The sequence below is a fragment of the Buchananella sp. 103232 genome (assembly GCF_058725725.1).
In genome coordinates this window covers 46449-65628 of sequence record NZ_JBZXJM010000021.1, presented here as the reverse complement: position 1 = coordinate 65628, position 19180 = coordinate 46449, and the positions used below count along the sequence as shown (strand labels likewise).

14 protein-coding genes are annotated in these 19180 nt (G+C 71.1%); 4 read left to right on the top strand and 10 right to left on the bottom strand.

Features of this window, described 5'->3' with window-relative positions; all coding sequences use genetic code 11:
• Positions 1–45: 45 nt before the first annotated feature.
• The 4 genes from AC4PWQ_RS03510 to AC4PWQ_RS03495 all read right to left on the bottom strand — a co-directional run bounded on the left by AC4PWQ_RS03510 (position 46) and on the right by AC4PWQ_RS03495 (position 2120).
• The gene (locus tag AC4PWQ_RS03510; protein WP_492089771.1) at positions 46–279 is read right to left on the bottom strand and encodes a dihydrofolate reductase; all 234 of its coding nucleotides are present in this window, start codon (positions 277–279) and stop codon (positions 46–48) included.
• Positions 276–1088, bottom strand: coding sequence for a thymidylate synthase (locus AC4PWQ_RS03505; RefSeq protein ID WP_371152551.1), 813 nt, complete (start codon positions 1086–1088; stop codon positions 276–278). Before AC4PWQ_RS03505 ends, AC4PWQ_RS03510 begins: the two co-directional genes overlap by 4 nt.
• Positions 1085–1504, bottom strand: coding sequence for an OsmC family protein (locus tag AC4PWQ_RS03500; RefSeq protein WP_371152550.1), 420 nt, complete (start codon positions 1502–1504; stop codon positions 1085–1087). Before AC4PWQ_RS03500 ends, AC4PWQ_RS03505 begins: the two co-directional genes overlap by 4 nt.
• Before the next feature lie 61 nt (positions 1505–1565).
• The gene (locus tag AC4PWQ_RS03495; protein ID WP_492089770.1) at positions 1566–2120 is read right to left on the bottom strand and encodes a DUF2505 domain-containing protein; all 555 of its coding nucleotides are present in this window, start codon (positions 2118–2120) and stop codon (positions 1566–1568) included.
• A gap of 42 nt (positions 2121–2162) precedes the next feature.
• Here AC4PWQ_RS03495 and AC4PWQ_RS03490 point away from each other — a divergent pair, with 42 nt between their 5' ends.
• Positions 2163–3644: a sensor histidine kinase gene (locus AC4PWQ_RS03490; RefSeq protein WP_371163747.1), complete on the top strand. Its 1482-nt coding sequence runs from the start codon at positions 2163–2165 to the stop codon at positions 3642–3644.
• 847 nt (positions 3645–4491) lie between these two features.
• Here AC4PWQ_RS03490 and AC4PWQ_RS03485 read toward each other — a convergent pair.
• On the bottom strand, positions 4492–4740 hold the full coding sequence (locus tag AC4PWQ_RS03485; RefSeq protein ID WP_371152546.1) for a WhiB family transcriptional regulator: 249 nt from the start codon (positions 4738–4740) through the stop codon (positions 4492–4494).
• A 165-nt stretch (positions 4741–4905) separates the two neighbouring features.
• Between AC4PWQ_RS03485 and AC4PWQ_RS03480 the strand changes: the two genes are divergently transcribed.
• Positions 4906–5283: a hypothetical protein gene (locus tag AC4PWQ_RS03480; RefSeq protein ID WP_371173910.1), complete on the top strand. Its 378-nt coding sequence runs from the start codon at positions 4906–4908 to the stop codon at positions 5281–5283.
• On the opposite strand, the gene AC4PWQ_RS03475 is transcribed toward AC4PWQ_RS03480, so the two are convergent.
• The 5 genes from AC4PWQ_RS03475 to AC4PWQ_RS03455 all read right to left on the bottom strand — a co-directional run bounded on the left by AC4PWQ_RS03475 (position 5224) and on the right by AC4PWQ_RS03455 (position 15343).
• Positions 5224–8106 carry an FtsK/SpoIIIE domain-containing protein gene (locus AC4PWQ_RS03475; RefSeq protein ID WP_492089769.1) on the bottom strand — a complete coding sequence of 961 codons (2883 nt, stop codon included), beginning with the start codon at positions 8104–8106 and terminating at the stop codon, positions 5224–5226. The two genes, AC4PWQ_RS03480 and AC4PWQ_RS03475, sit on opposite strands and share 60 nt — an antisense overlap.
• 1273 nt (positions 8107–9379) lie before the next feature.
• Positions 9380–12433, bottom strand: a complete 3054-nt coding sequence (locus tag AC4PWQ_RS03470) for an FtsX-like permease family protein (protein ID WP_371163745.1) — start codon at positions 12431–12433, stop codon at positions 9380–9382.
• A complete protein-coding gene (locus AC4PWQ_RS03465) occupies positions 12433–13164 on the bottom strand; it encodes an ABC transporter ATP-binding protein (RefSeq protein WP_371152542.1) in 732 nt (243 codons plus the stop codon). Before AC4PWQ_RS03465 ends, AC4PWQ_RS03470 begins: the two co-directional genes overlap by 1 nt.
• Before the next feature lie 80 nt (positions 13165–13244).
• Positions 13245–13907, bottom strand: a complete 663-nt coding sequence (locus AC4PWQ_RS03460; RefSeq protein ID WP_371152541.1) for a response regulator — start codon at positions 13905–13907, stop codon at positions 13245–13247.
• Between the two features lie 2 nt (positions 13908–13909).
• Positions 13910–15343: a sensor histidine kinase gene (locus AC4PWQ_RS03455; RefSeq protein ID WP_492089768.1), complete on the bottom strand. Its 1434-nt coding sequence runs from the start codon at positions 15341–15343 to the stop codon at positions 13910–13912.
• A gap of 286 nt (positions 15344–15629) precedes the next feature.
• On the opposite strand from AC4PWQ_RS03455, the gene ligA reads away from it, so the two are divergent.
• Together ligA and AC4PWQ_RS03445 are read left to right on the top strand one after the other, a co-directional pair.
• The gene (gene ligA / locus AC4PWQ_RS03450; RefSeq protein ID WP_492089767.1) at positions 15630–18044 is read left to right on the top strand and encodes an NAD-dependent DNA ligase LigA; all 2415 of its coding nucleotides are present in this window, start codon (positions 15630–15632) and stop codon (positions 18042–18044) included.
• Between the two features lie 300 nt (positions 18045–18344).
• Entirely contained in the window at positions 18345–19031 is a 687-nt protein-coding gene (locus tag AC4PWQ_RS03445; RefSeq protein ID WP_371173913.1) for a hypothetical protein, read from the top strand.
• Positions 19032–19180 lie beyond the last annotated feature (149 nt).

The following is a 19180-nucleotide window of genomic DNA, read 5'->3' as shown; positions in this document are numbered from 1 at the left end:
GACAACGAGTCTCTTGGGACCCATAGACGTTTTTCGTGCGCCGCTTCAGCCGGCCAACACGCCCGGCAGGCTCTCAAACGTCAACCGTCCCAACAGCAGCGCCCCGCCCCACGTGGTGCGCTTGAAGTGGGCGAAGTCGCCCGGCACGTTCCACGCCATGTTGGGGCCGTCCCCGATCACGCCGTTCACGTCCTGCGCCCAGATCGCTCCAGGGCCGGCGATGTCAGCAATCGGGTCGGAGGTAACGTCGTCCATCGGCTCAAATCCCTCCACGCTCACACCGCCACCGGTGCCTTGATCGGGGCGTGGTGCTCATAGCCCACCACCTCCACGTCCTCAAACCGGTAGGAATCGATGCTCTGCGCGCGGTGCAGCCGCAGCTGCGGGAAGGCGAAGGGGCGGCGGGAAATCTGCTCCCGCACCTGGTCGAAGTGGTTGCGGTAGACGTGGCAGTCCCCGCCAGTCCACACCAGCTCTCCCACCTCCAGGTCCGCCTGCTGCGCCAGCATGTGCGTCAGCAGCGCGTAGGAAGCGATGTTGAACGGCACCCCCAGGAAAAGGTCCGCGCTGCGCTGATAGACCTGCAGGGACAGGCGGCCCTTGGCCACGTAAACCTGGAAAAAGGCGTGGCACGGCGCCAACGCCATCTTGCTCAACTCGCCCACGTTCCAGGCACTCACCAGCAGGCGGCGCGAATCGGGATCGCGGCGCAAGGTCTCCAACAGCGTGGCGATCTGGTCCACGGTGGCGCCGTCGCGCGTGGGCCATGACCGCCACTGCACCCCGTAAATCGGGCCCAGCTCGCCGTCCTGCCCGGCCCACTCGTCCCAGATGTGAACGTCCTTCTCCCGCAGCGAGTTGTTGTTCGACTCCCCGCGCAGGAACCACAACAGCTCCTCCACCAGGCCGCGCAAAAACACCCGCTTGGTGGTGATGAGCGGGAAGGACTCAGACAGGTCGTAGCGCAGCTGGCGCGCGAACACGGAGCGGGTCCCCACCCCGGTGCGGTCCTCCTTCTCCACGCCGTGCTCAAGCACGTCAGCTAGGAGCGCCTCGTAGGCCCCCAAGCCGCTGCCGGTGCCGCTCATTGCGCGCTGGCCTCGTCAACTACAGCGAAGTTGTAGGTGGCGCCGTTGGCCAGGGTGTGGCCGATCGTGCAGTTGCGCTCGATCGCGCCCTCAACCCGCTCCATCAGGGTGGCGCGGGCCGCGTCGTCCAACGCGGACAAGTCAGTCAGGAACTCCATCTCAAAGTGGGAGTAACGGTTCTCGCCCTCCGGCTTGACCACGTCCACGCCCACGTGGGCGGAAAACGCCTCCCCCAGCGCGGCAGCCAGGCGCTTGTCCGCACTCAGCGTGTGGCACGTCGCCAACGCCAGTCGCAACAACTCCCCGGGGCTGAACATGCCCGGCTCGTCGCCGATCAGCACCTCTGCTCCGTTCGCGTTACGCCCCACGTAGGAACGGTTGCCGGTACGGGTTGCCCACAATGCGTTACTGCTCATTGCCCCATCTTCGCACGAGCACACCGGCCCAGGTAGCGGGCGTGAACCACGCCAAAGCGCACTAGAGCAGGGCGCGCACCACGGCAGCGTCGGCCAAACAAAGACCGCCCACGTGCTCGGTCGCCTTGCCCGCCAACATCTCGCCCAGTAGCGGCACGTTCACGGTGACGCCCCCGCTCAACCGGCGCTGGCAGCCGTCCGCAGTGGGGTAGAGGGAGGCCTGCGCGCTCACCACCACCTGCGGGTTGTCCAGGCGGACCTCCACCCTGCCCGTGCGAGAACCGTCCGGGGCCGGCGCCCCCCACTCCTCGGTGACGTGCGCCCGCAGGTCGCCGCTCAGGAACGCCTTCACCATTGAGGCCGCATCCCCCAACGCCTGCGGGTGAACCGTCATGGTGAACTCCAGCCGGCTGGCGCCGTTCGGGTAGGCGAGCACGCTGGTGCCCTCCAGCTGCCGCATCAAGTCCGGCAGCGCCCCCAGCTCACTCGGCCTCAGCCCGGTTGCCCACCTGGCCAGGGCATCCTGGCGGGCCCGCCACAGCTCCTGCGAGGACAGCAGCGCGCCTACCCGGGCGGCCGGGGCGGCAAAGGAATCGACGTGGGTGAACTGGGCCATGGGGCACCTCCGGGGTGAGAACCTGACAGCTAGGCTAATCGCGTGCCCCACCTCAATGACATCCTTGGCCCCGCGATCGGTGAACAACTGACCAGCGAGGACGCCGTCTGGCTGCACAAACTCGTCTCAGACTGGCAGGTGATCGCCGACCTCTCCAGCGCAGACCTGCTCATGTGGGTGCCGGTGCAGGCCGGGCGCTTCGTGGCCGCCGCGCACTGCCGCCCGGCCACCGGCGCCACCGTGCACATCGACGACGTGATCGGCCGCCACCTGCCCGGCACGCGGGCCGGTGCACTGCTAGAGGCGATGGAGACCGGCGCGATCGTCACCCCCCTGGACACGCGGTGGGCGGGCACCTACGCCATCTCCGAGCGACTGATCCCGGTGGTGCACAACGGGCGCACCATCGCCGTCCTGGCCCTCCAGTCCGCCTCCGGGGCCGCCAACGCCATGTCCCCCCTGCAGCGCTGGCAGATGGCCGCCGCCGAGATCCTGTGCAACATGGTTGCGGCCGGCACCTTCCCTGCGGAGGACAGCCCCGGCTCCAAGCGCGGCGGCCCTCGCGTGCCCGACGGCGCCGTCCACATCGACGCCGACGGCGTGGTGCTGCACGCCAGCCCCAACGCGATCTCCGCCTTCACCCGCCTAGGCCTGCCCGGCAACCTGGTAGGGGAGACCCTGGCAGAGAAGGTCACCGAGGCGCTCGAGGAGCACACCACCGTCGAGGAGACCCTGGCGGTGGTACTGATGGGACGCGCCTCCTGGCGCACCGAGGTCGAGGTGCACGGCACCCACCTGGCCATGCGGGCCATCCCGCTCTCCCGTAACAAGGAGCGCCTGGGCGCGATCATCCTGGTGCGCGACATCACCGAGATTCGCTACCGCGAACTGGAATTGATGACCAAGGACGCCACCATCCGGGAGATCCACCACCGCGTGAAGAACAACCTCCAGACGGTCTCCGCGCTGCTGCGCCTGCAGGCGCGCCGCTCCCAGTTCCCGGAGGTCAAGGAGGCCCTGGAGGAGGCCGAGCGGCGAGTCTCCATGATCGCCATGGTCCACGAGGCCCTGTCCCAGAGCGCCGACTCCTCCCTCAACTTCGACGAGGTGGCCGGCAAGGTGGTGCGCATGGCCAGCGCCGTCGCCTCCAGCCACAACTACGTGCGCGCCACGGTGGAAGGCACGTTCGGCGAGGTGGACTCCGACGTGGCATCCACCCTGGCCGTAGTGCTCTCAGAACTCGTGTCCAACTCCGTGGAGCACGGCTTTGGCGAGGTGGACGGGGAAATCCTGGTCACCAGCGAGCGCAGCGGCGACGACCTGGTGATCCACGTGCTCGACAACGGGGTAGGGATCGCGGACGGTGCCGCCCTCAGCGGCCTGGGGACCCGGATCGTGAAGACCCTGGTGCGCGGGGAACTGCGCGGAACCATCGACTGGGGGGCCCGCCCCGGTGGAGGGACCGACGTGACCATCCGGGCCCACGCCCGCGGCGCCAACGTGAAGCGGGAGCGCTACGAGTAAAGGCGGGGCGCCGTTCTGCGCGCGCGGGGGAGCGCCGAGGTGGCGGTGTAGTGCCGTGTCGGCCGCCCGGCTTGGCCGGTAGAGGCCGCCCGGCCTGGCCGGTAGAGGCCGCCCGGCTTGGCCGGTAGAGGCCGCCCGGCCCTTTCACCCGTGGTGGCCGACGTTCCGCCCGCCGTCGGGTATCCGTGCTGATCCCCGTGGTGGCTGCCTGTGGTGGCCGACGTTCCGCCCACCGTCGGGAATCCGTGCCGATCCCCGTGGTGGCCGCTGCGGGTTGCCCCCGAGCTCACAAGCGTGCGGTCGGGGTACATGCGACCGCTTGGGGGCGTGGCACCGGTCGGTCGGATGTACCCCGTTGCAGCATTTGCGAGCTTGGGGGCCGGGGATGGGCATTGCGGTCGCGTTAGGAGGCGCTGGTGCTCGCGGTTGGTGCGGGTGTGCGCAAGCGATCGAGGGCTTAGCGCACCTCTCGTAGGGTTGGTGCACCTCTCGTGGGCTTAGTGAACCAGTCGTAGGCTTACCCGGCCGGGTAACCCCTCAATCGGTGCACCAAAAGCTCAACAGCTGCACCAAGAGCTCAAAAGGTCGGGAAACCCTACAACCGTTTGCGCAATGCCGGCCGGGAGTGGCGGCGGGCGGTCGTGGCGGCCAGGGCAGACTGCGTCGACGCCGGTCGGTCGCATCGACGCCAAGCGGTCGCGTTGACTCGGGCCGAGCGCATTAGCCCCGAGCGCGGGCGGATGATGGTGCAGGTGACCGGGGTCTTGGGGCGGGGCTAGCGGCAGGGAGCACGCAAAGGGGGTGGGGTGCGCAAAAGCGCACCCCACCCCCTTGTGTTGCAGACGGGTCAGCTGGCCCTGCGGGCTCGCGCTGCGCGTCGCTTGATAGAGCGACGCTCGTCCTCACTCTTGCCGCCCCAGACACCGAAGTCCTGGCCGTTGCTCAGCGCCCAGTCGAGGCAGGTGCTCTGCACCTTGCACTGGGCGCACACGGACTTCGCAGCCTCGATCTGGGCGATCGCCGAACCGGTATTCCCCACCGGGAAGAACAGCTCGGGGTCCAGATCTAGGCAGGCGGCGCTACTACGCCAGTCCATTGCGGCTCCTTTAACTAAATCCAGGGCTTGTAACTTCCCCCAGAAATCAACGTCCCATAGCTTCACATGTTGCTAGGAGAGGGACAAGAGTTGACCGACTACTTCACAACACAACTAGCGGTGGTGATGGTCACAAGGCCGGCGTGGCCCATAGGATTGCTCCTTGTGACTGAAAACCCCACCTCCTTTCGTGGCCGGTTGGCGGCGATGCCGCGCGCTACCCTCACCGGCTGGTCCCTGGCCTGCACAGAGGTCTTTTGGGTCACGGGCCTGGCGGTGATCTTGCTGCTGAGCGGGCAGACGGACGGGATGCTGGCAGCGGCGCTCTGGCTGCTCCTGGCGGTGGGGATCGCCTTCGGCGTGACTGGCTTGCCCAAGCAGGCCAGTCACGCCCGCCCGTTGCTGATCGTCTCCAGCCTGGTCATCCCGATCACCCTCATGTCCTCATACCCGCTCAGCGCACTGACGATCGCGCTCAGTGCGCTAGCCCTGGGCGTGCTGGGGGCGATGCTCCACCCCGACACCGCTGAGTTCCTGGCATAGCCGCACCTCCTGCACGGAGCGGTAGACGACGATCGCCCCGTCCGGGTGGAGCGAGGACTGCCCCAAATCCACCGGTGCCAGCGCCCGCGCCGCGCGGCTGAGCTGGCCCACGAACACCAGTGCGCCGCGCGCCTTTGCCTCAGCCAGCGGGCCACGCAGCGCCCCCAGCGCCTCCTCCGGGGAAGCCGCCACCACCGGGCAGTCCGCCTCCCCACCCGCCGGCTCGCCGGCTGCCGGGCTCGTGGCGGGCCGCAGCTGCATGCGCAGCCCGGCCTCCACCTGATCCCGCAGCACGCCGGGAGCACCGATCACCGCCACGTTGCTGGGCACCCAGACGGGCCCGGCCGGGCTCATGCCCACCCCCAGCCAGTCCAGTTGACCGCCCGGTCCGCCAGGCCCTCGCGGCCCGCCCGTCCCACTCGGTCCGCCCGTGCTGCCCGGACCACGCCAGCCGCCCTGGTCGGCGGGCGTCGGGAGGGTGGTTGGTGTGGGAGCACCGGCCACGCCGGACAGGGCACGTGCCGCGCCCGGCGCGGCCCCCACGGGCGGCACAGGTGGCGCGGGCGGTGGGAGCTGCGCCAGCCTGCAGGGGCCCGGCAGCGCGGGGTTTTGGGCCGTCCATGCCGCAGCCCGTTGATGGAGTACACCCGGCGCCCCCAGATCGACCGACATCGCCACCTGATCGCGCTGGACCGCCGCCGCTGTCGCGCCAGGCGCCCCCGGACGAACCGGCTGCGCTATCCGTTCGCGCGCGGCCTCCCTCTCGGCTGCCAGGCCACGCGCGATAACGGCGGCAGCCCCAGAGGGCAGCGTGACCTGGCAAGCCACCCACGCCTCCGCCAGCCACAAGCCCCGCCCCGGGGCACTCGGAGCCGGCGGAGGCGCAGCGCCGGGGGTGGCGGGCCCCGGGCCGCCCTGGGCGGCCCGGGGCATGAGCTCTGCGGGAGCCCCGGCCAGCAGGAGCCGCCCAGGGGCCAGGCGGGCCAGGCCCCGAGTTTGCGAGCAGGCCAGGATGCACGCGCCGCCCAGCGAGTGGAAGCTACGCACCAGCGAATCGACCACGCCCGAGCCCGGGGCGTCCAGCTGATCGGCGTCGTCGATCACCAAAACGGCGCCCTCCAACGCGCCGGGAGCCAGGGACCCCCACCACGCCAGCACGCGTTCGATGTGTCGGGAGTCGCGACCATCCACGGCCGCGAAACCAGGCAAATCCCACCACGGCTCCCACGCCGGATTGCCCGGGTGCGCCAGCACGCACACCCGCCCGCCTGCCGCCCAAGCGCTCGCGGCGAGCTGCGCGCACGCGATCGACTTGCCGCTCCCGGACCCTCCCGCCACCAGGACGCTTCGCACGGGGGCGGCAATCGGGGTCCAGGCCTGGGCGGCAACGTCGTCCACCACTAGGGCCGGGTAGGGACAGGCCGCGGTCGCCACGCGCTCCACTGGGATAGCGGCGGGAAGGGGCGGGGCCCACAGCGGCCGCGCGGGACTCCCACCCAGCTCGGCGCACGCCCGGGCGGATTGCTCGCGCCACGACTGCCGTCCAGTCCCAAGCGCGGGAGTGCGAATCTCCACCTCCGCGTCCGTTTGCACCAACGCGCCGCCGGGGGAGGGCAGCAGGCAGGCGCCGGCGTGGCCAAGCACGTCGCGCGAGTCCACCTCTGTGGATACCCGCAGGCAGATCCGCACCGACGTGTTCGCCGCGATCTCCGGGCTGATCGCTCCCGCAGGCCGCTGCGTGGCCAGCACCAGGTGCATCCCCAACGACCTGCCCTGCGCCGCCAGGCGCAGTAGCGTGGCCAGGAGGTGCGGGTGGGAGTCTCGCAGCACCCGGAATTCGTCCACCGCCACCACCAGCGCCGCCGGGCGCTGGCCGGGCGGCAGCTGGCCCACCTCCCGCCGCCCGAACTCTGTGAGCAGCCGCTCCCGGCGGGCCAGCTCCACCTGCAAAGCCTGCAAGGCGCGCTCGCCCGCCGCGCCGTCCAGATCCGTCAGGACCGCGACAGTGTGGGGCAGGACGCGCAGCGGGTTGAAGGTGGCGCCGCCCTTGTAGTCGAACAGGAGCAGGTTGAGATCGGCCGGCGAATTGCGCAGGGCCAGGCCGGTGAGGAAGAAGGTCAGCAGCTCCGACTTGCCCGACCCCGTCCGGCCGGCCACCAGGGCGTGCGGGCCGTCCCGCTCCAGGTCCAGGTAGACGGGACCGCCCTGGCCCACCCCGATGGGGGCGCGCAGGCTCGGGTGGGAGCGGGCGAAGGTGAGCTCCGCGCGGCCCAGCGGGCACAGGGAGAACGGGTCTGGTGCCGTTCCCCATGCCGGGAGCGGCTGCGGCTGGGTACCCGCCGGCGGGACCAGCTCGCCCTGCCCCGGCCCGGCCGGGCCCGGTTGAGCGCGGTCGCGGCCGGTGAGAGCACGTTGGGTGCTGGCCCAGCCGGACTCAGCCCGGCCGGGCCAGGGCAACAGCACTCGCGCCGCCCAGAAGCGCTGGGCGCTGGAACGCCAGTTGGCGCCGGGCAGCGGGCCTGCGGGGGCGAGCAGTCTGCAGTGGGGAAGCTGGGCCTCGGTGGGCGCCCAGGCCAGGTAAAGCCGGGCGGGCCGGGACGAATCGCCCGCCGGGCCCCCTACGCCGGGCGCTGGGACGGTGCCGGGAGCTGGGACGGTGCCGGGCGCTGGGACGGTGCCGGCCTGCGTCTCGGTGACGGCGGTGCTTCCCCCGGCAGCGGGGGAGTGCCTGGCACTGACCCACTCCACCCGCCACCCCAGGCACAGGGCCTGGACAGAGAGCCAGAGAGCTAGGGCAAAGCCGTCCTCCCCCACGGTGCCCATCGCCCGTGCCCTCGCCCACCCGCGCCCAGGCTCTCCCCACCCGTGCACCTCCCACCCGTGCACCTCCCGGCCGAACGCCTCCCGGTCGGGCGCCTGCCGGCCGCGCGATCCGCCCGACGCTCCCCGCACCTCCCGCCGCGAATCCGGTGGCGTCCAGGCTCAGGCTGAGCTGCCGGGCCACCCCGGGTACCGTCCTCGCGCTACCCGCCGCAGGGGCGGGGAACTGGGCGGCCAGGCGCGGCAGGACGGAGTAGAGCAGCCGGGCCGGGTCCGATCTCACTAGGCGGCGGGTGCGGTACTCGCGCACCCGCGCGGAGAGCCTGCGCCAAAGTGGCGCTCCCACCCAGCGCAGGAGCGCCCACGCCACCACGGCCGCGCCGATCACCAGCGCGGCCCGCCGCCACCCGCCGGTGCGCAGGAGCGGCCAGGCGAGCATGAACACCACCGGCATCGCCAGCCGCGCCACCCAGGTGCCGAGACCCGCCTTGCCCCGCGCGCCACCACCGGCATACCGTCCGTAGCCGCTCAGTCCCGAGTCCTGCCCGCCGCCTCCGCCTAGGGCGTGCTCGCGCTCGTCGTCCAGGGACCAGCCTGCAGCCCCGACTGTATCCGCCGCGCCCGGCACGCTTGTGCCCGCCCTGCTCCCCGCGCCCACCGCAGGCAAGGGAGCGCTCAGCGGCGAGGTGGTCAGGCCGGACAAGCTCGGCCCGTCGTGCCCGCCCGGCTGCCCGATTTGCCCTGTTTTGTCCGACGTTCCGCCCTCCGCCCCGCCGTGCCCGCCCGCTGCGTCTGGGACCGTGCTGCCGACGGTGAGCGGCCGCAGCGCCAGGGCGGTCTGCCCCAGCCTGACCACCTCGCCGGGGCGCCAGTGCCGCCAGCCCGCGCGCCCCGTCCGACCGGCCACCCCGGTGGCGGCGGGCCGGACCCCGGGCGCGTAGCGCCAGGTCACCCCGCCCCGACCCGCGCGGACCTCCAGGTGGAACCTGGACACCCGGGGATCGCTGAGGGCGTCCGGGCCCCTGCCGAGCCGACTGGTGCCGGTAGGCAGCAGGAACCTGGCCCCCAGGTCCGCGCCCTCAATCACGTCTATCGCCCACACCCCTTCAGTGTTGGTGGGCGCTCTCCTCGGGCAAAACCGGGGCGGTGCCGGGACGCGACTAGCGATTTCCACAGGGAGGGCCGCCGCCGGGCCGCCGTAGAGTCACCACAGGGCCGCCGCCTTGCGGCGCCGCTTTGCCCCAGTTTTGCCGCCGCCGGGCCGCCGCAGCCCTACCTAGCTGCTTTGCCTGGCCTGCTTGCCGAATGGGAGGGAGGCCGCCAGCACGGCGGCGCATACCCCGGCCGCCAGCGCTGCGGCCATCGTTATTCCAACCATGTCCCAGGGAACGTCGGGCACAAAGACCCGCGTGCGCGACAGCACGGTGTAGCTCCCCAGTAGGCCAAGCGGGATCCCGCCCAGGACGCCCACGCTCACGCCCACCCCGGCCAGAACCAGGCCCTCGATGGCGAGCATGAGGCGGACCTGGCGCCGGCTCATGCCAAGGGCGCGCAGGGTGGCGAGCTCGTCTCGCCTCTCCACCACGGACAACATCAGGGCGTTGGTAACGCCCACGAAGGCGATGACGACGGCGATGGACAGCAGCCCCACCAGCAGGGTCAGCACCCGGTCGATAAGTATGTGGTAGGCCTGCATCTTGGCCACCGGTCCCTCGATCTGGGGCATCTGGCCGTTGGTGCGTTCGGCGATCTTGGGGCCCACCTGCGGCAGCAGGTCCTGGGCACGGTCCTGGTCAACCTGAACCAGGATCCGGCTGTTTTGCAGCGGGGTGCGCTGGTTGGTCAGGGTGGGCAGCGAGGTGGATTCGCCCGCCCCCAGCGTGGCCGGCACGGGCGCAGCGTCGAGGCTGAATCGCTCCTGCGTGTGCAGGCTATCCACGTCCACGTTGATCACGGGCGTGTAGTAGACCGTGCGCACCACCAGCGTCGGGGCGCGGCCCCAGTCGAGGGACAGGATGTGGGCTCGCGTTGCCTGGAGCATTGCCGCGATCTCCCGGTTCAAGCTCGCCAGCTGTGCCTCGCTCGCTGCGGCTTCGGCGGCCAGCACCTCGAGCCCTGCCTCGGTCCCCGCCTCGACTCCTACCTCGAGCCCTGCCTCAGCCCCCGCCTCAAGGACAGATTCCTCCAGGAGGGGGGCCGTCGCGTCGGACTGGCCAGCGCCGTATTGGCCACCGCCGTACTGGTCACCGTCGGACTGGCCAGCGCCGGCGTGTCCCCCGTCGCCGGGACCGAGCTGGTCGGCAACGTACTCGAGGGCGGTGAGGTAGAAGGAGGGCCCGCTGACCGGGAAGTAGAGGTCGGCGGGGGAGACAAGCACCCCGTCGACGATCTTCGGCTCGCCTGGCGGCGCGGCCAGTGGGGCCACCATGATGGCCTCGCCGTCGCTGAGGCCCAGGGTCTCGGCGTGGTCGACGGAGAGCAGCAATTCCCCGGGCAGGGGGAGGTCCAGGTAGGCGTCGGAGGACACCTGGGCGATCTGCTCGGACCGCCCGACGCTCAGCGTCCCGTATCCCACCTGCTCGCCGTGCGTGAGGCGGAGCGCGATTGGTGCTTCGTGGGTGGCCGCCACGGCCTCCACGCCGGGCAGGTTGGCTATGGCGGCGAGGTCGGCGTCGTCCACCGCGTCAACGTGGTAGGCCTCGATGTCGAACGGGTTGGAAGCAGTGAATAGGTAGGTGAGGGAGCTGTGGGCGGTGCGCGCGCCGGTGGCCACGATCACCGCCAGGGACACGCCCACCACGACTGCTCCGATGGTGGTGCCCGCGCGGGCAGAGGAGCGGGTGATGCTGAGTAGCGCGATCCGCGTGCTGGCCCGCAGTCTGCTCCCCCCGGCGTGCTCCAGTAGGGGCTTGGCCGCCCGGATCGCCCACACGAGTGCGGGGTGGGAGGCGATGATCAGGCCCGCCATGAGGGGGACCGCCCCGCCGATTCCCATCAGGGAGAGCGTCACGAATCCCTCGCTGCCCAGGTTCAGGTAGCTGTTTGCCGCCTGCGCAACGATGAGCAGCATGCTCACCCCGGCTGCCACCAGGGCGCCGCCAAAGAGCAGGGTCTTGCTGGACGACGTTTCCTGGGACTGTGTGCGCATCGCGGCCAGCGGCGAGGTGCGGGAGGCCCGCCGCGCGGCGGGCAGTGCGGCCCCCACGGTGATGGCGATTCCAGCCAGGAGGGGAACCAGCACGGAGGTGGGGGTGACCAGCAGGCCGGGGGCCGATAGCCTGATCCGCTCGTGGCCCTGGGCCACCATGGCCGCCAGCTGCCCAATCAGGTGGCCAGCGGTGACGCCGATCGCGCTGGCGGTGCCGCCCAGCAGGAGGGCTTGGCGCAGCACCTGGTTGCGCAGCTGCCTGCGGGTGGCCCCCATGCAACGCTGGATGGCCAGCTCCCAGGTGCGGCGGGTGATCAGCACGTGGAAGGTGGTGGCCACCACCAGCCCGGCCACGGCGACGCCGAGGGCGGCGAAGCTGAGGGTGAGGGCGTCGGTGAATCTGTCCGTGCCGGTGTAGGCCAGCAGCCGGTTCTCCGCCCAGGACTGGGCGGTGTAGACCACCGTGTCCGCCCCGAGGCGTTCGCGCAGTCCCTGGGCCACGTTCTCGGGGTGGGAGCCGGAGACGGCGACGAGGATCGTGGCCCACTGGGAGATGGAGACGTCCTCGCTGGTGAACTGTTCGATGTGGGCAAAGTCCTGTGGGTTTACCAGCGCGGGGATCTGGTTGGTGGCGAACGAGGACGGCGGGGCCAGCGTGGTCCGGTAGGTCAGGTTCAGGTAGCGGGTCTGGCCCGAGAGGTCCTGCAAGTGCAGGCTCACCGGCTCACCCAGCTCCAGGTCCAGCTCTGCGGCCGTCACGGCGGTTAAACCGATCTCGCCCGGCAGGGGGCTGTGCCCGTGCTGGATGGCAACGGTCTCCAGCTCCGGGACCGGGGCGTTGGCCTGCAACTCCACGGAGGCGAGCGTCTCAACCAGCTCGTCCTGCCGCACCTGGGCGGGGGGCTGCTCGCCCGGCTTGCTCAGCGCACACCAGATGGTGTGGACCCGGTGGGCGGCGCTCACGCCCGGTTGGGTGGTGATGACCGAAAGGTCGGGGATTGGGTGGGCGGGCTCCACCACCACGGCGGCCTCGCCCAGGCCCGCCGTCATCACGTTGTTCAGGCTGCGCCCCACCTGGCCCATGCCGAGTAACAGGGTGGACAGGAAGGTGGTTGCCAGCGCGACCGCCAGCGCCGCCCCCCAGAGCGAGGAGAGCTGCCTGCGCAGCGGGGAGGGGCCCATTAGTTGTAGGCCCCCTGCCCAAGGGCCTCCAGGCCGGCCAGCACTGAGGTGGTGGTCGGGTTGACTATGCGGCCCACCAGGAGACCGTCGGCCAGCAGCAGCACCTCGTCGGCGTAGGCGGCGGCGGCCGGGTCGTGCGTCACCATCACCACGGTCTGCCCCAACTCACGCACCAGCGTGCGCAACAGCGCCAGCACCTCGCTGGAGGAACGCTGGTCCAGGGCGCCGGTGGGCTCGTCGGCAAACACCACCTCGGGCTGGTTGACGATGGCACGGGCGATAGCAACGCGCTGCGCCTGGCCGCCCGCCAGCTGCTCTGGCAGGTGCTCCAGCCGCTCGGCCAGGTTGAGCGTCGCCACCACCCGCTCCCACCAGGCCTCGGTGGGGGCGGTGCCCGCCAGGTCGCAGGGCAGGAGAATGTTTTGCCGCGCGGTCAGGTTGGGCAGCAGGTTGAACTGCTGAAACACGAACCCGACCCGGCGGCGGGCCATGGCCAGGGCGTCGTCGTCCATGTCGGTGAGGCGCTGCCCGCCCAGCTCCACCTCGCCGGAGGTGGGCTGCGCGATCCCGGCCAGGATCTGCAGCAGGGTGGACTTGCCGGAGCCCGAGGGGCCCATGATGCAGGTGAACTTGCCGGCCGGGATCTCCACGTCCACCCCGCGCAGGGCGTGCACGGGGACCGCAGAGTTGAATTGCTTGGTCAACCCCTTGCCAGAAACAGCCGATCGCATGCTTGCACCTCCTGACAAGACGCTAACTCTTGCGGGGCCGCCGCCCCATCCGACCAGGGTGGGACGCCCGCGTCGCGCAGTTACGCCCCAGGGTGCACCAGGCCCAGCTCGTAGGCCGCGACCACTGCCTGCACCCGGTCGCGGGCCCCCAGCTTGGCCAGCACCCGCCCCACGTGGGTCTTCACCGTCGCCTCGGCGACGAACAGGTCAGCGGCGATCTCGGAGTTGGACTTGCCTCGGGCCATCAGCACCAGCACCTCGCGCTCGCGGTCCGTCAGGCTGTCCAGCAGCGGGGAGGGCTCTTGGGGCGTGGGCAGGTGGTTGGCCACGTGAGCCAGCAGGCGGCGGGTGGAGGACGGCGCGATCACTGCATCGCCGGCGTGGACGGTGCGGATCGCCTCCAGCATGTCCTCCGGCGGGGCGTCCTTAAGGAGAAAACCGGAGGCCCCGGCACGCACGGCCGCCAGCACGTACTCGTCCAGGTCAAAGGTGGTCAGGATGATGATGCGCGGGCTGTCGCCGCGCTCGGTGATGAGCTGGGTGGCCTCCAGGCCGTCCATCTCCGGCATGCGCACGTCCATGAGGACCACGTCAACGGGGTGGTCCTTGAGGAGCCGCACTGCGGAGGCGCCGTTGCCCGCCTCGATCACCACCTCCATGTCCGGCTGGGAGGAGATCACCAGCGAGAATCCCGCCCGCACCAGCTGCTGGTCGTCCACGATCGCTACCCGGATGGGTTCCACTGCTAGTCCTCCCTTGGGGCCGGCTGGTCGGCTCGGTCTTGGGCAATGCTACCGAGCGGGTCGGGGGTCTTCCCCGCCCCTTCGGTCCCGCCCGCCGGTACGTCTGCCGCAGCCGGTGCTTCTGCCGCAGCCGGGGTTTTGGCCGTGGCGGCCCCTGCGGGGGGCGTTCCCGTGGGGACGGGCCGGGGCGGCAGCGTCGTCCCTGCACCGTCCGCTCCCTGGCCGGAAGTCAGCGCGGCGTGGGACAGGGGGATGTGGGCGCGCACGCGAAAACCGCCGCCGGGCTTGGCCCCCGCGTGCAGCGAACCACCAAAGGCCGCCACGCGCTCGCGCATGCCCACCAGGCCGTGCCCCTTGCCGTCGTTCTCCACACCGGCGCCGCGGCCGTCGTCGTCCACAGTCACCTCCAGGGCGGAGTCGGTCCAGTTGACCACCACGGTGGCACTGGCCGCCGGGCCGGCGTACTTCAACGAGTTAGTCAGCGCCTCCTGGACTAGGCGGTGCACGGTCAGGCCCAGCCCGGGGGCGAGCACCTGGGAGGTTCCCACGCGCACGATGGAGGTGGGCAGGCCCGCGTCCACCACGGTGGCCACCAGGCTGTCCAAGTCGTCTTCCATGGGCTGGGGCAGGCGCTGCAGGGCGTCCTCGTCCGGGCCGCGCAGCACTCCCAGGATCGCCCGCATGTCCTTTAGCGCGGCACGGGAGATCTCCGCGATGGTGGTCAGCGCGCGCTCTGCGGCCTGCGGGTTGGTGGCGGCGGCGTAACGTCCCCCGTCCGCCTGGGCGATCACCACGGAAAGGGAGTGGGCCACGATGTCGTGCATCTCCCGGGCGATGCGGGTGCGCTCGGTGGCACTGGCGGCGAGCGCGGCCTGCCCGGCGGCCTCCTGCACCAGGAGCTGCTCCTGCCTGGCCCGCTGGGCCGCTGCGGTCCCGACGCGTCGCCGCATGCCGAGCAGCACCGCAGTGGTCAGGATCAGGGCGTTGTAAAGGGCGAAGAAAAGGGCAGAAGCGTCAGACGTCCCGTAAGCCAACAGCAGGGTGGCCGCAGCGGCCAGAGCCCCGCTAAGGACGAATCCGGTCAGGGCCAGCGCGGTCCCTAAACGGTAGGCCGCCTGGTAGAGCACCAGGGGCAGCAGCACGGCCGCCGGCACGAACCAGTTTGTGGATACCAGCCCCAGCGCGGTCACCCCCAGCACGGCAGTCAGCGGCACGGCGGGCAGCTTGCGCACGAGCGCGCAAGAGAACGCCGCCAGCAAGGAGAGCACCACCATCGGTAGGTCGATGGGCATCTCCCAGGGGACGGAGACCAGCAGCTTCTGCTCGTAAGCGAGCAACGCCAGGGCGGTGGCGGTCAGCGCCGCGACGGCTATTGCCCCATCGCGCGATTCCAGTGGGAGCAGCGAGGGGCGGGAGGGAGCGGCCGGCTTGTGCACGGGCTCAGCCTAAAGGGGGCCGTGGCGCCGGGACATGCACCCTGGGGTGCAGTTGCTGGCTCGTTTTGTCAGACCACGGCCTGACCCGGCGGCGCCCCGACCCCGGCGCGCCCCGCCCCCGGCGGGTGTTCACCCCAGCGTGTCCCTGGGGTCGGCGCGGCAGGGCCGGGTGCGCGATGATTGGGGAGGCTCGCGGTTGGCGCTCAGCGCTAATCGCATCGGGGCCGCAGGCGAGGGGCCCCTTGGTGCCGCCCTCGCCGATAGGTTGAGTGGAGAGGCAGGGGAAGTGGACCACCTGGTTGACGCCGAGAAGCGGGCGGGCGAGCTGCGCCAGATGATCGCGCAGGCGCGCGGGGTCTACTACCGGCCCGAGGGGGACGCGGCCGAGCCGCTCTACTCCGACGCCCAGTACGACGCCGCCGTGCGCGAGCTGCGTGACCTGGAGGCGCGCTTCCCGCAGCTGATAAGCCCGGACTCGCCCACGCAGACCGTGGAGGAGCCGCTTGCCGACCGCGGCGAGGTGGCCGCCACTGAGAGCGGCGGCGGGGTGGGGGAGGCGGGCGGAGCGTCGGCCTTCGCCCCGGTGGTGCACGGGGAGAGGATGCTCTCGCTGGAGGACGTGTTCGACTTCGACGAGGTCGCCGCCTGGGGCGAGCGCGTCGGCGCCACCACGCTGACTGCGGAGCCCAAGATCGACGGCCTGGCCGTCTCCATCACCTACGAAAACGGCGTGCTGGTGCAGGCCGCCACGCGTGGGGATGGCCGCGTGGGGGAGGACGTCACGGCCCAGGCTCGCACCATCGCCAACCTGCCGGCCTCACTGGCGGACGGTCCGCACCCGGCGCACGTGGAGGTGCGCGGCGAGGTCTACATCCCCGTGGCGGAGTTCGAGCAGTTCAACGCCGCGCGCGCCGCAGCCGGGGAAAAGACCTTCATGAACCCGCGCAACGCGGCGGCCGGTTCGCTGCGCCAGAAGGACGCGGCGCAGACCGCCAAGCGGCCACTGCGATTCCTGGCCCACGGGGTGGGCGCCCTGCGCCTGGAGACGGCAGGGGACGACGCTGCCTTCGCGCCGCCCCCAACGCAGAGCGGTTGGTATGCGCTCCTGGCGGCCTGGGGGCTGCCCACCATCCCGGGCACGCGGGTGGTGAGCGGCAGCGCGGGTGCCCTGGACTACATCAGGGAGCTGGGGGAGGAGCGCGCCCGCCTGCCCTTCCTGATCGACGGGGTGGTGTTGAAGGTGGACGGCCTGGCCGAGCAGGAGGAGCTGGGCTTGACCTCGCGCACCCCGCGCTGGGCGGTGGCCTACAAGTACCCGCCCCAGGAGGTGCACACGCGGCTGCTGGACATCGCCGTGGACGTGGGGCGCACGGGGCGGGTGACCCCCTACGGGGTGATGGAGCCGGTGCTGGTGGACGGTTCGATGGTTGCCCGCGCCACGCTGCACAACGGTTTCGAGGTGACCCGCAAGGACGTGCGCATCGGTGACACGGTGGTGCTGCGCAAGGCCGGGGACGTGATCCCGGAGATCCTGGGCCCGGTGGAGCGGGCGCGCACGGGCCACGAGGTCGTCTTCGTGATGCCCACCAATTGCCCGGCCTGCGGGGCGGTGCTGGCGCCCACGAATGAGGGGGAGAAGGACCTGCGCTGCCCCAACGTGGCCCTGTGCCCGGCGCAGCTGCGCGGGCGGGTGGAGCACCTGGCCTCGCGCGGCGCCCTGGACGTGGAGGGCCTGGGGGAGGAGGGGGCGCGGGCCCTGACCAACCCGGACGCCAACCGGCAGGACGCCGTAGACGCGCTGCTGCGCGGGGGTGCGCTCTGGATCGACCGCGAGGCCCACTATCTGCGCGCGCCAGAGGGCGTGGACCCGGCGGACTGGGACGTGGCCGAGCGCACCGCCGCCGCCCACGCCCTGCTCGACCGCCTGGCACCGGTGCAGGCTGCGCCCCTGACCAGCGAGGCGGGGATCTTCCACCTCACCCCGGAGGACCTACGCCAGGTGCGCATCTTCCGTCCCGCCGTCGGCAAGGGGGCCGGGGAGAACGACGTGGCCTGGGTGCGCGCCTTTTGGACCACCCCGTCCGCGCCGCGCAAGGACGGCAGCGTGGCCAAGCCCTCCGAGCTGTCCAAGTCCGCCGCCGCCCTGCTGGCCAACCTGGCGGCCGCCCGCACCAAGGAGCTGTGGCGCTTCCTGGTGGCTTTGTCCATCCGGCACGTGGGCCCGGTGGCGGCGCGCGCGCTCGCGGCCCGCTTTGGTTCCCTGGCGGCCATCGAGGAGTCGATTGCGCTCCACGACCTGGTCGAGCTGGCCGACGTCGAGGGCGTCGGGCCGATCATCGCGGCCTCCCTGCGGGACTGGCTGGCCACCGAGCGCGGCCAGCAGATCATCGCGGCCTGGCGCGAAGCCGGGGTGGAGTTGGCCGACGCTCCGCTCGCCGAGTCTGAGGAAGCGGCGCCCCAAACTCTGGCCGGGTTGACGATCGTCGCCACCGGGGCGCTGCAGGGCTACACGCGCGACTCAATCGGGGCCACGATCGCTCTCCACGGCGGGAAGGCAGCGTCGTCCGTGTCTAAGAAGACCGACTACGTGCTGGCGGGCGAGAAGGCGGGCTCGAAGCTCACCAAGGCGCAGACGCTGGGGGTGCGGGTGATCGACGAGGACGAGTTCGAGGTGCTGCGCAGCGGGGGCACGCTGGACTAGCTGCCCAGGCTGAGCGTGGGCGCCGGGCGAAGGTGCGCGGTACTGGGCTGCTGGTCGGGTGGGCGGCTGGGCGAAGGTGCGAGGTACTGGGCTGCTGGTCGGGTGGGCAGCTGGGCGGCGGTGCGCGGTAGGGCGGGGATTTGCTCACCTGTTGGACTGGCCGCGAAGGGCCGGAAAAATGCGCCTTAGCAGACGGTGACGCTTGTCATGGAGCGTGTGAATCTCGCAACCAGACCCCGGAAACGGCCTATTTTGTGCAAGTATTCGTTAGGCATCTACCTCGTTTGAAAGGGATCCGATATGTCTTTCCCCGCTCCCGGCCAGGGACCGCAGCAGCCGATGGTTCCTCAGCAGCCGCAGGCTCCCGCCCCGGCTTTCAACTTCGGCGCCGTGATGGCTGACACCAAGCAGCGCTGGCTCCTCCTCGCTGGTGCCGCCGGCGTATTCGTCGCGCTGGGCTCCTTCCTCCCCTGGGCGTCCGCGAAGGTCTTTGGTGAGACGATCAACGTCAACGGCGTCAGCGGCGAGGGCAAGTTCACCCTGATCCTGGGCCTGATGCTGGCCGTCTACGCCGGCCTGAAGGTCTTCAAGCCGGAGATCCTGAAGGAGCAGTGGGGCGCCCCGGCTTTCATCGCTGTCGCGGCTGTTTCTCTGCTGATCACCATCGCCTCCATGATGTCCATCAAGAGCGAGGACACCTTCGGTGTCATCTCCTACGGCTACGGTCTGTGGCTGACCTTCTTCGCCGCGATTGCCGCCGTGGCCTTCTCGGTCCTGAACTTCTTGGCCAACCGTGGCGCCGCTCCGGCCGCAGGCCCGGTGCCGCAGGTTCCCACCACCCCCTTCACCGCTCAGCAGCCGCAGGCCCCGGGCTACCCGATGCCGGGTCAGCCCGTACCCGGCCAGCCTATGCCGGGTGTTGCCCCGCAGCAGGGCTTCCCGCAGGCCCCGCAGCAGCCCCAGCCCCCGGTTAACCCGCAGGGCTGATCCCAACTAACCGCGCTTCCGAGTCCCCGCCCAGTAGGACGGAAAGAGCGGAAGTCGAAGTGAGGTGGGGGCGAGCAGAAGATGCTCGCCCCCACCTCGCTCATTTGTGCGCCAAGCGGCGAAAGCGCGTTCTGCCGGTCTTGTTGGCA

Coding starts and splice junctions, on each gene's coding strand:
- AC4PWQ_RS03505 (WP_371152551.1), bottom strand. CDS start 1,088: ATGAGCGGCACCGGCAGCGGCTTGGGGGCCTACGAGGCGCTCCTAGCT.
- AC4PWQ_RS03500 (WP_371152550.1), bottom strand. CDS start 1,504: ATGAGCAGTAACGCATTGTGGGCAACCCGTACCGGCAACCGTTCCTAC.
- AC4PWQ_RS03495 (WP_492089770.1), bottom strand. CDS start 2,120: ATGGCCCAGTTCACCCACGTCGATTCCTTTGCCGCCCCGGCCGCCCGG.
- AC4PWQ_RS03485 (WP_371152546.1), bottom strand. CDS start 4,740: ATGGACTGGCGTAGTAGCGCCGCCTGCCTAGATCTGGACCCCGAGCTG.
- AC4PWQ_RS03475 (WP_492089769.1), bottom strand. CDS start 8,106: ATGGGCACCGTGGGGGAGGACGGCTTTGCCCTAGCTCTCTGGCTCTCT.
- AC4PWQ_RS03470 (WP_371163745.1), bottom strand. CDS start 12,433: ATGGGCCCCTCCCCGCTGCGCAGGCAGCTCTCCTCGCTCTGGGGGGCG.
- AC4PWQ_RS03465 (WP_371152542.1), bottom strand. CDS start 13,164: ATGCGATCGGCTGTTTCTGGCAAGGGGTTGACCAAGCAATTCAACTCT.
- AC4PWQ_RS03445 (WP_371173913.1), top strand. CDS start 18,345: ATGTCTTTCCCCGCTCCCGGCCAGGGACCGCAGCAGCCGATGGTTCCT.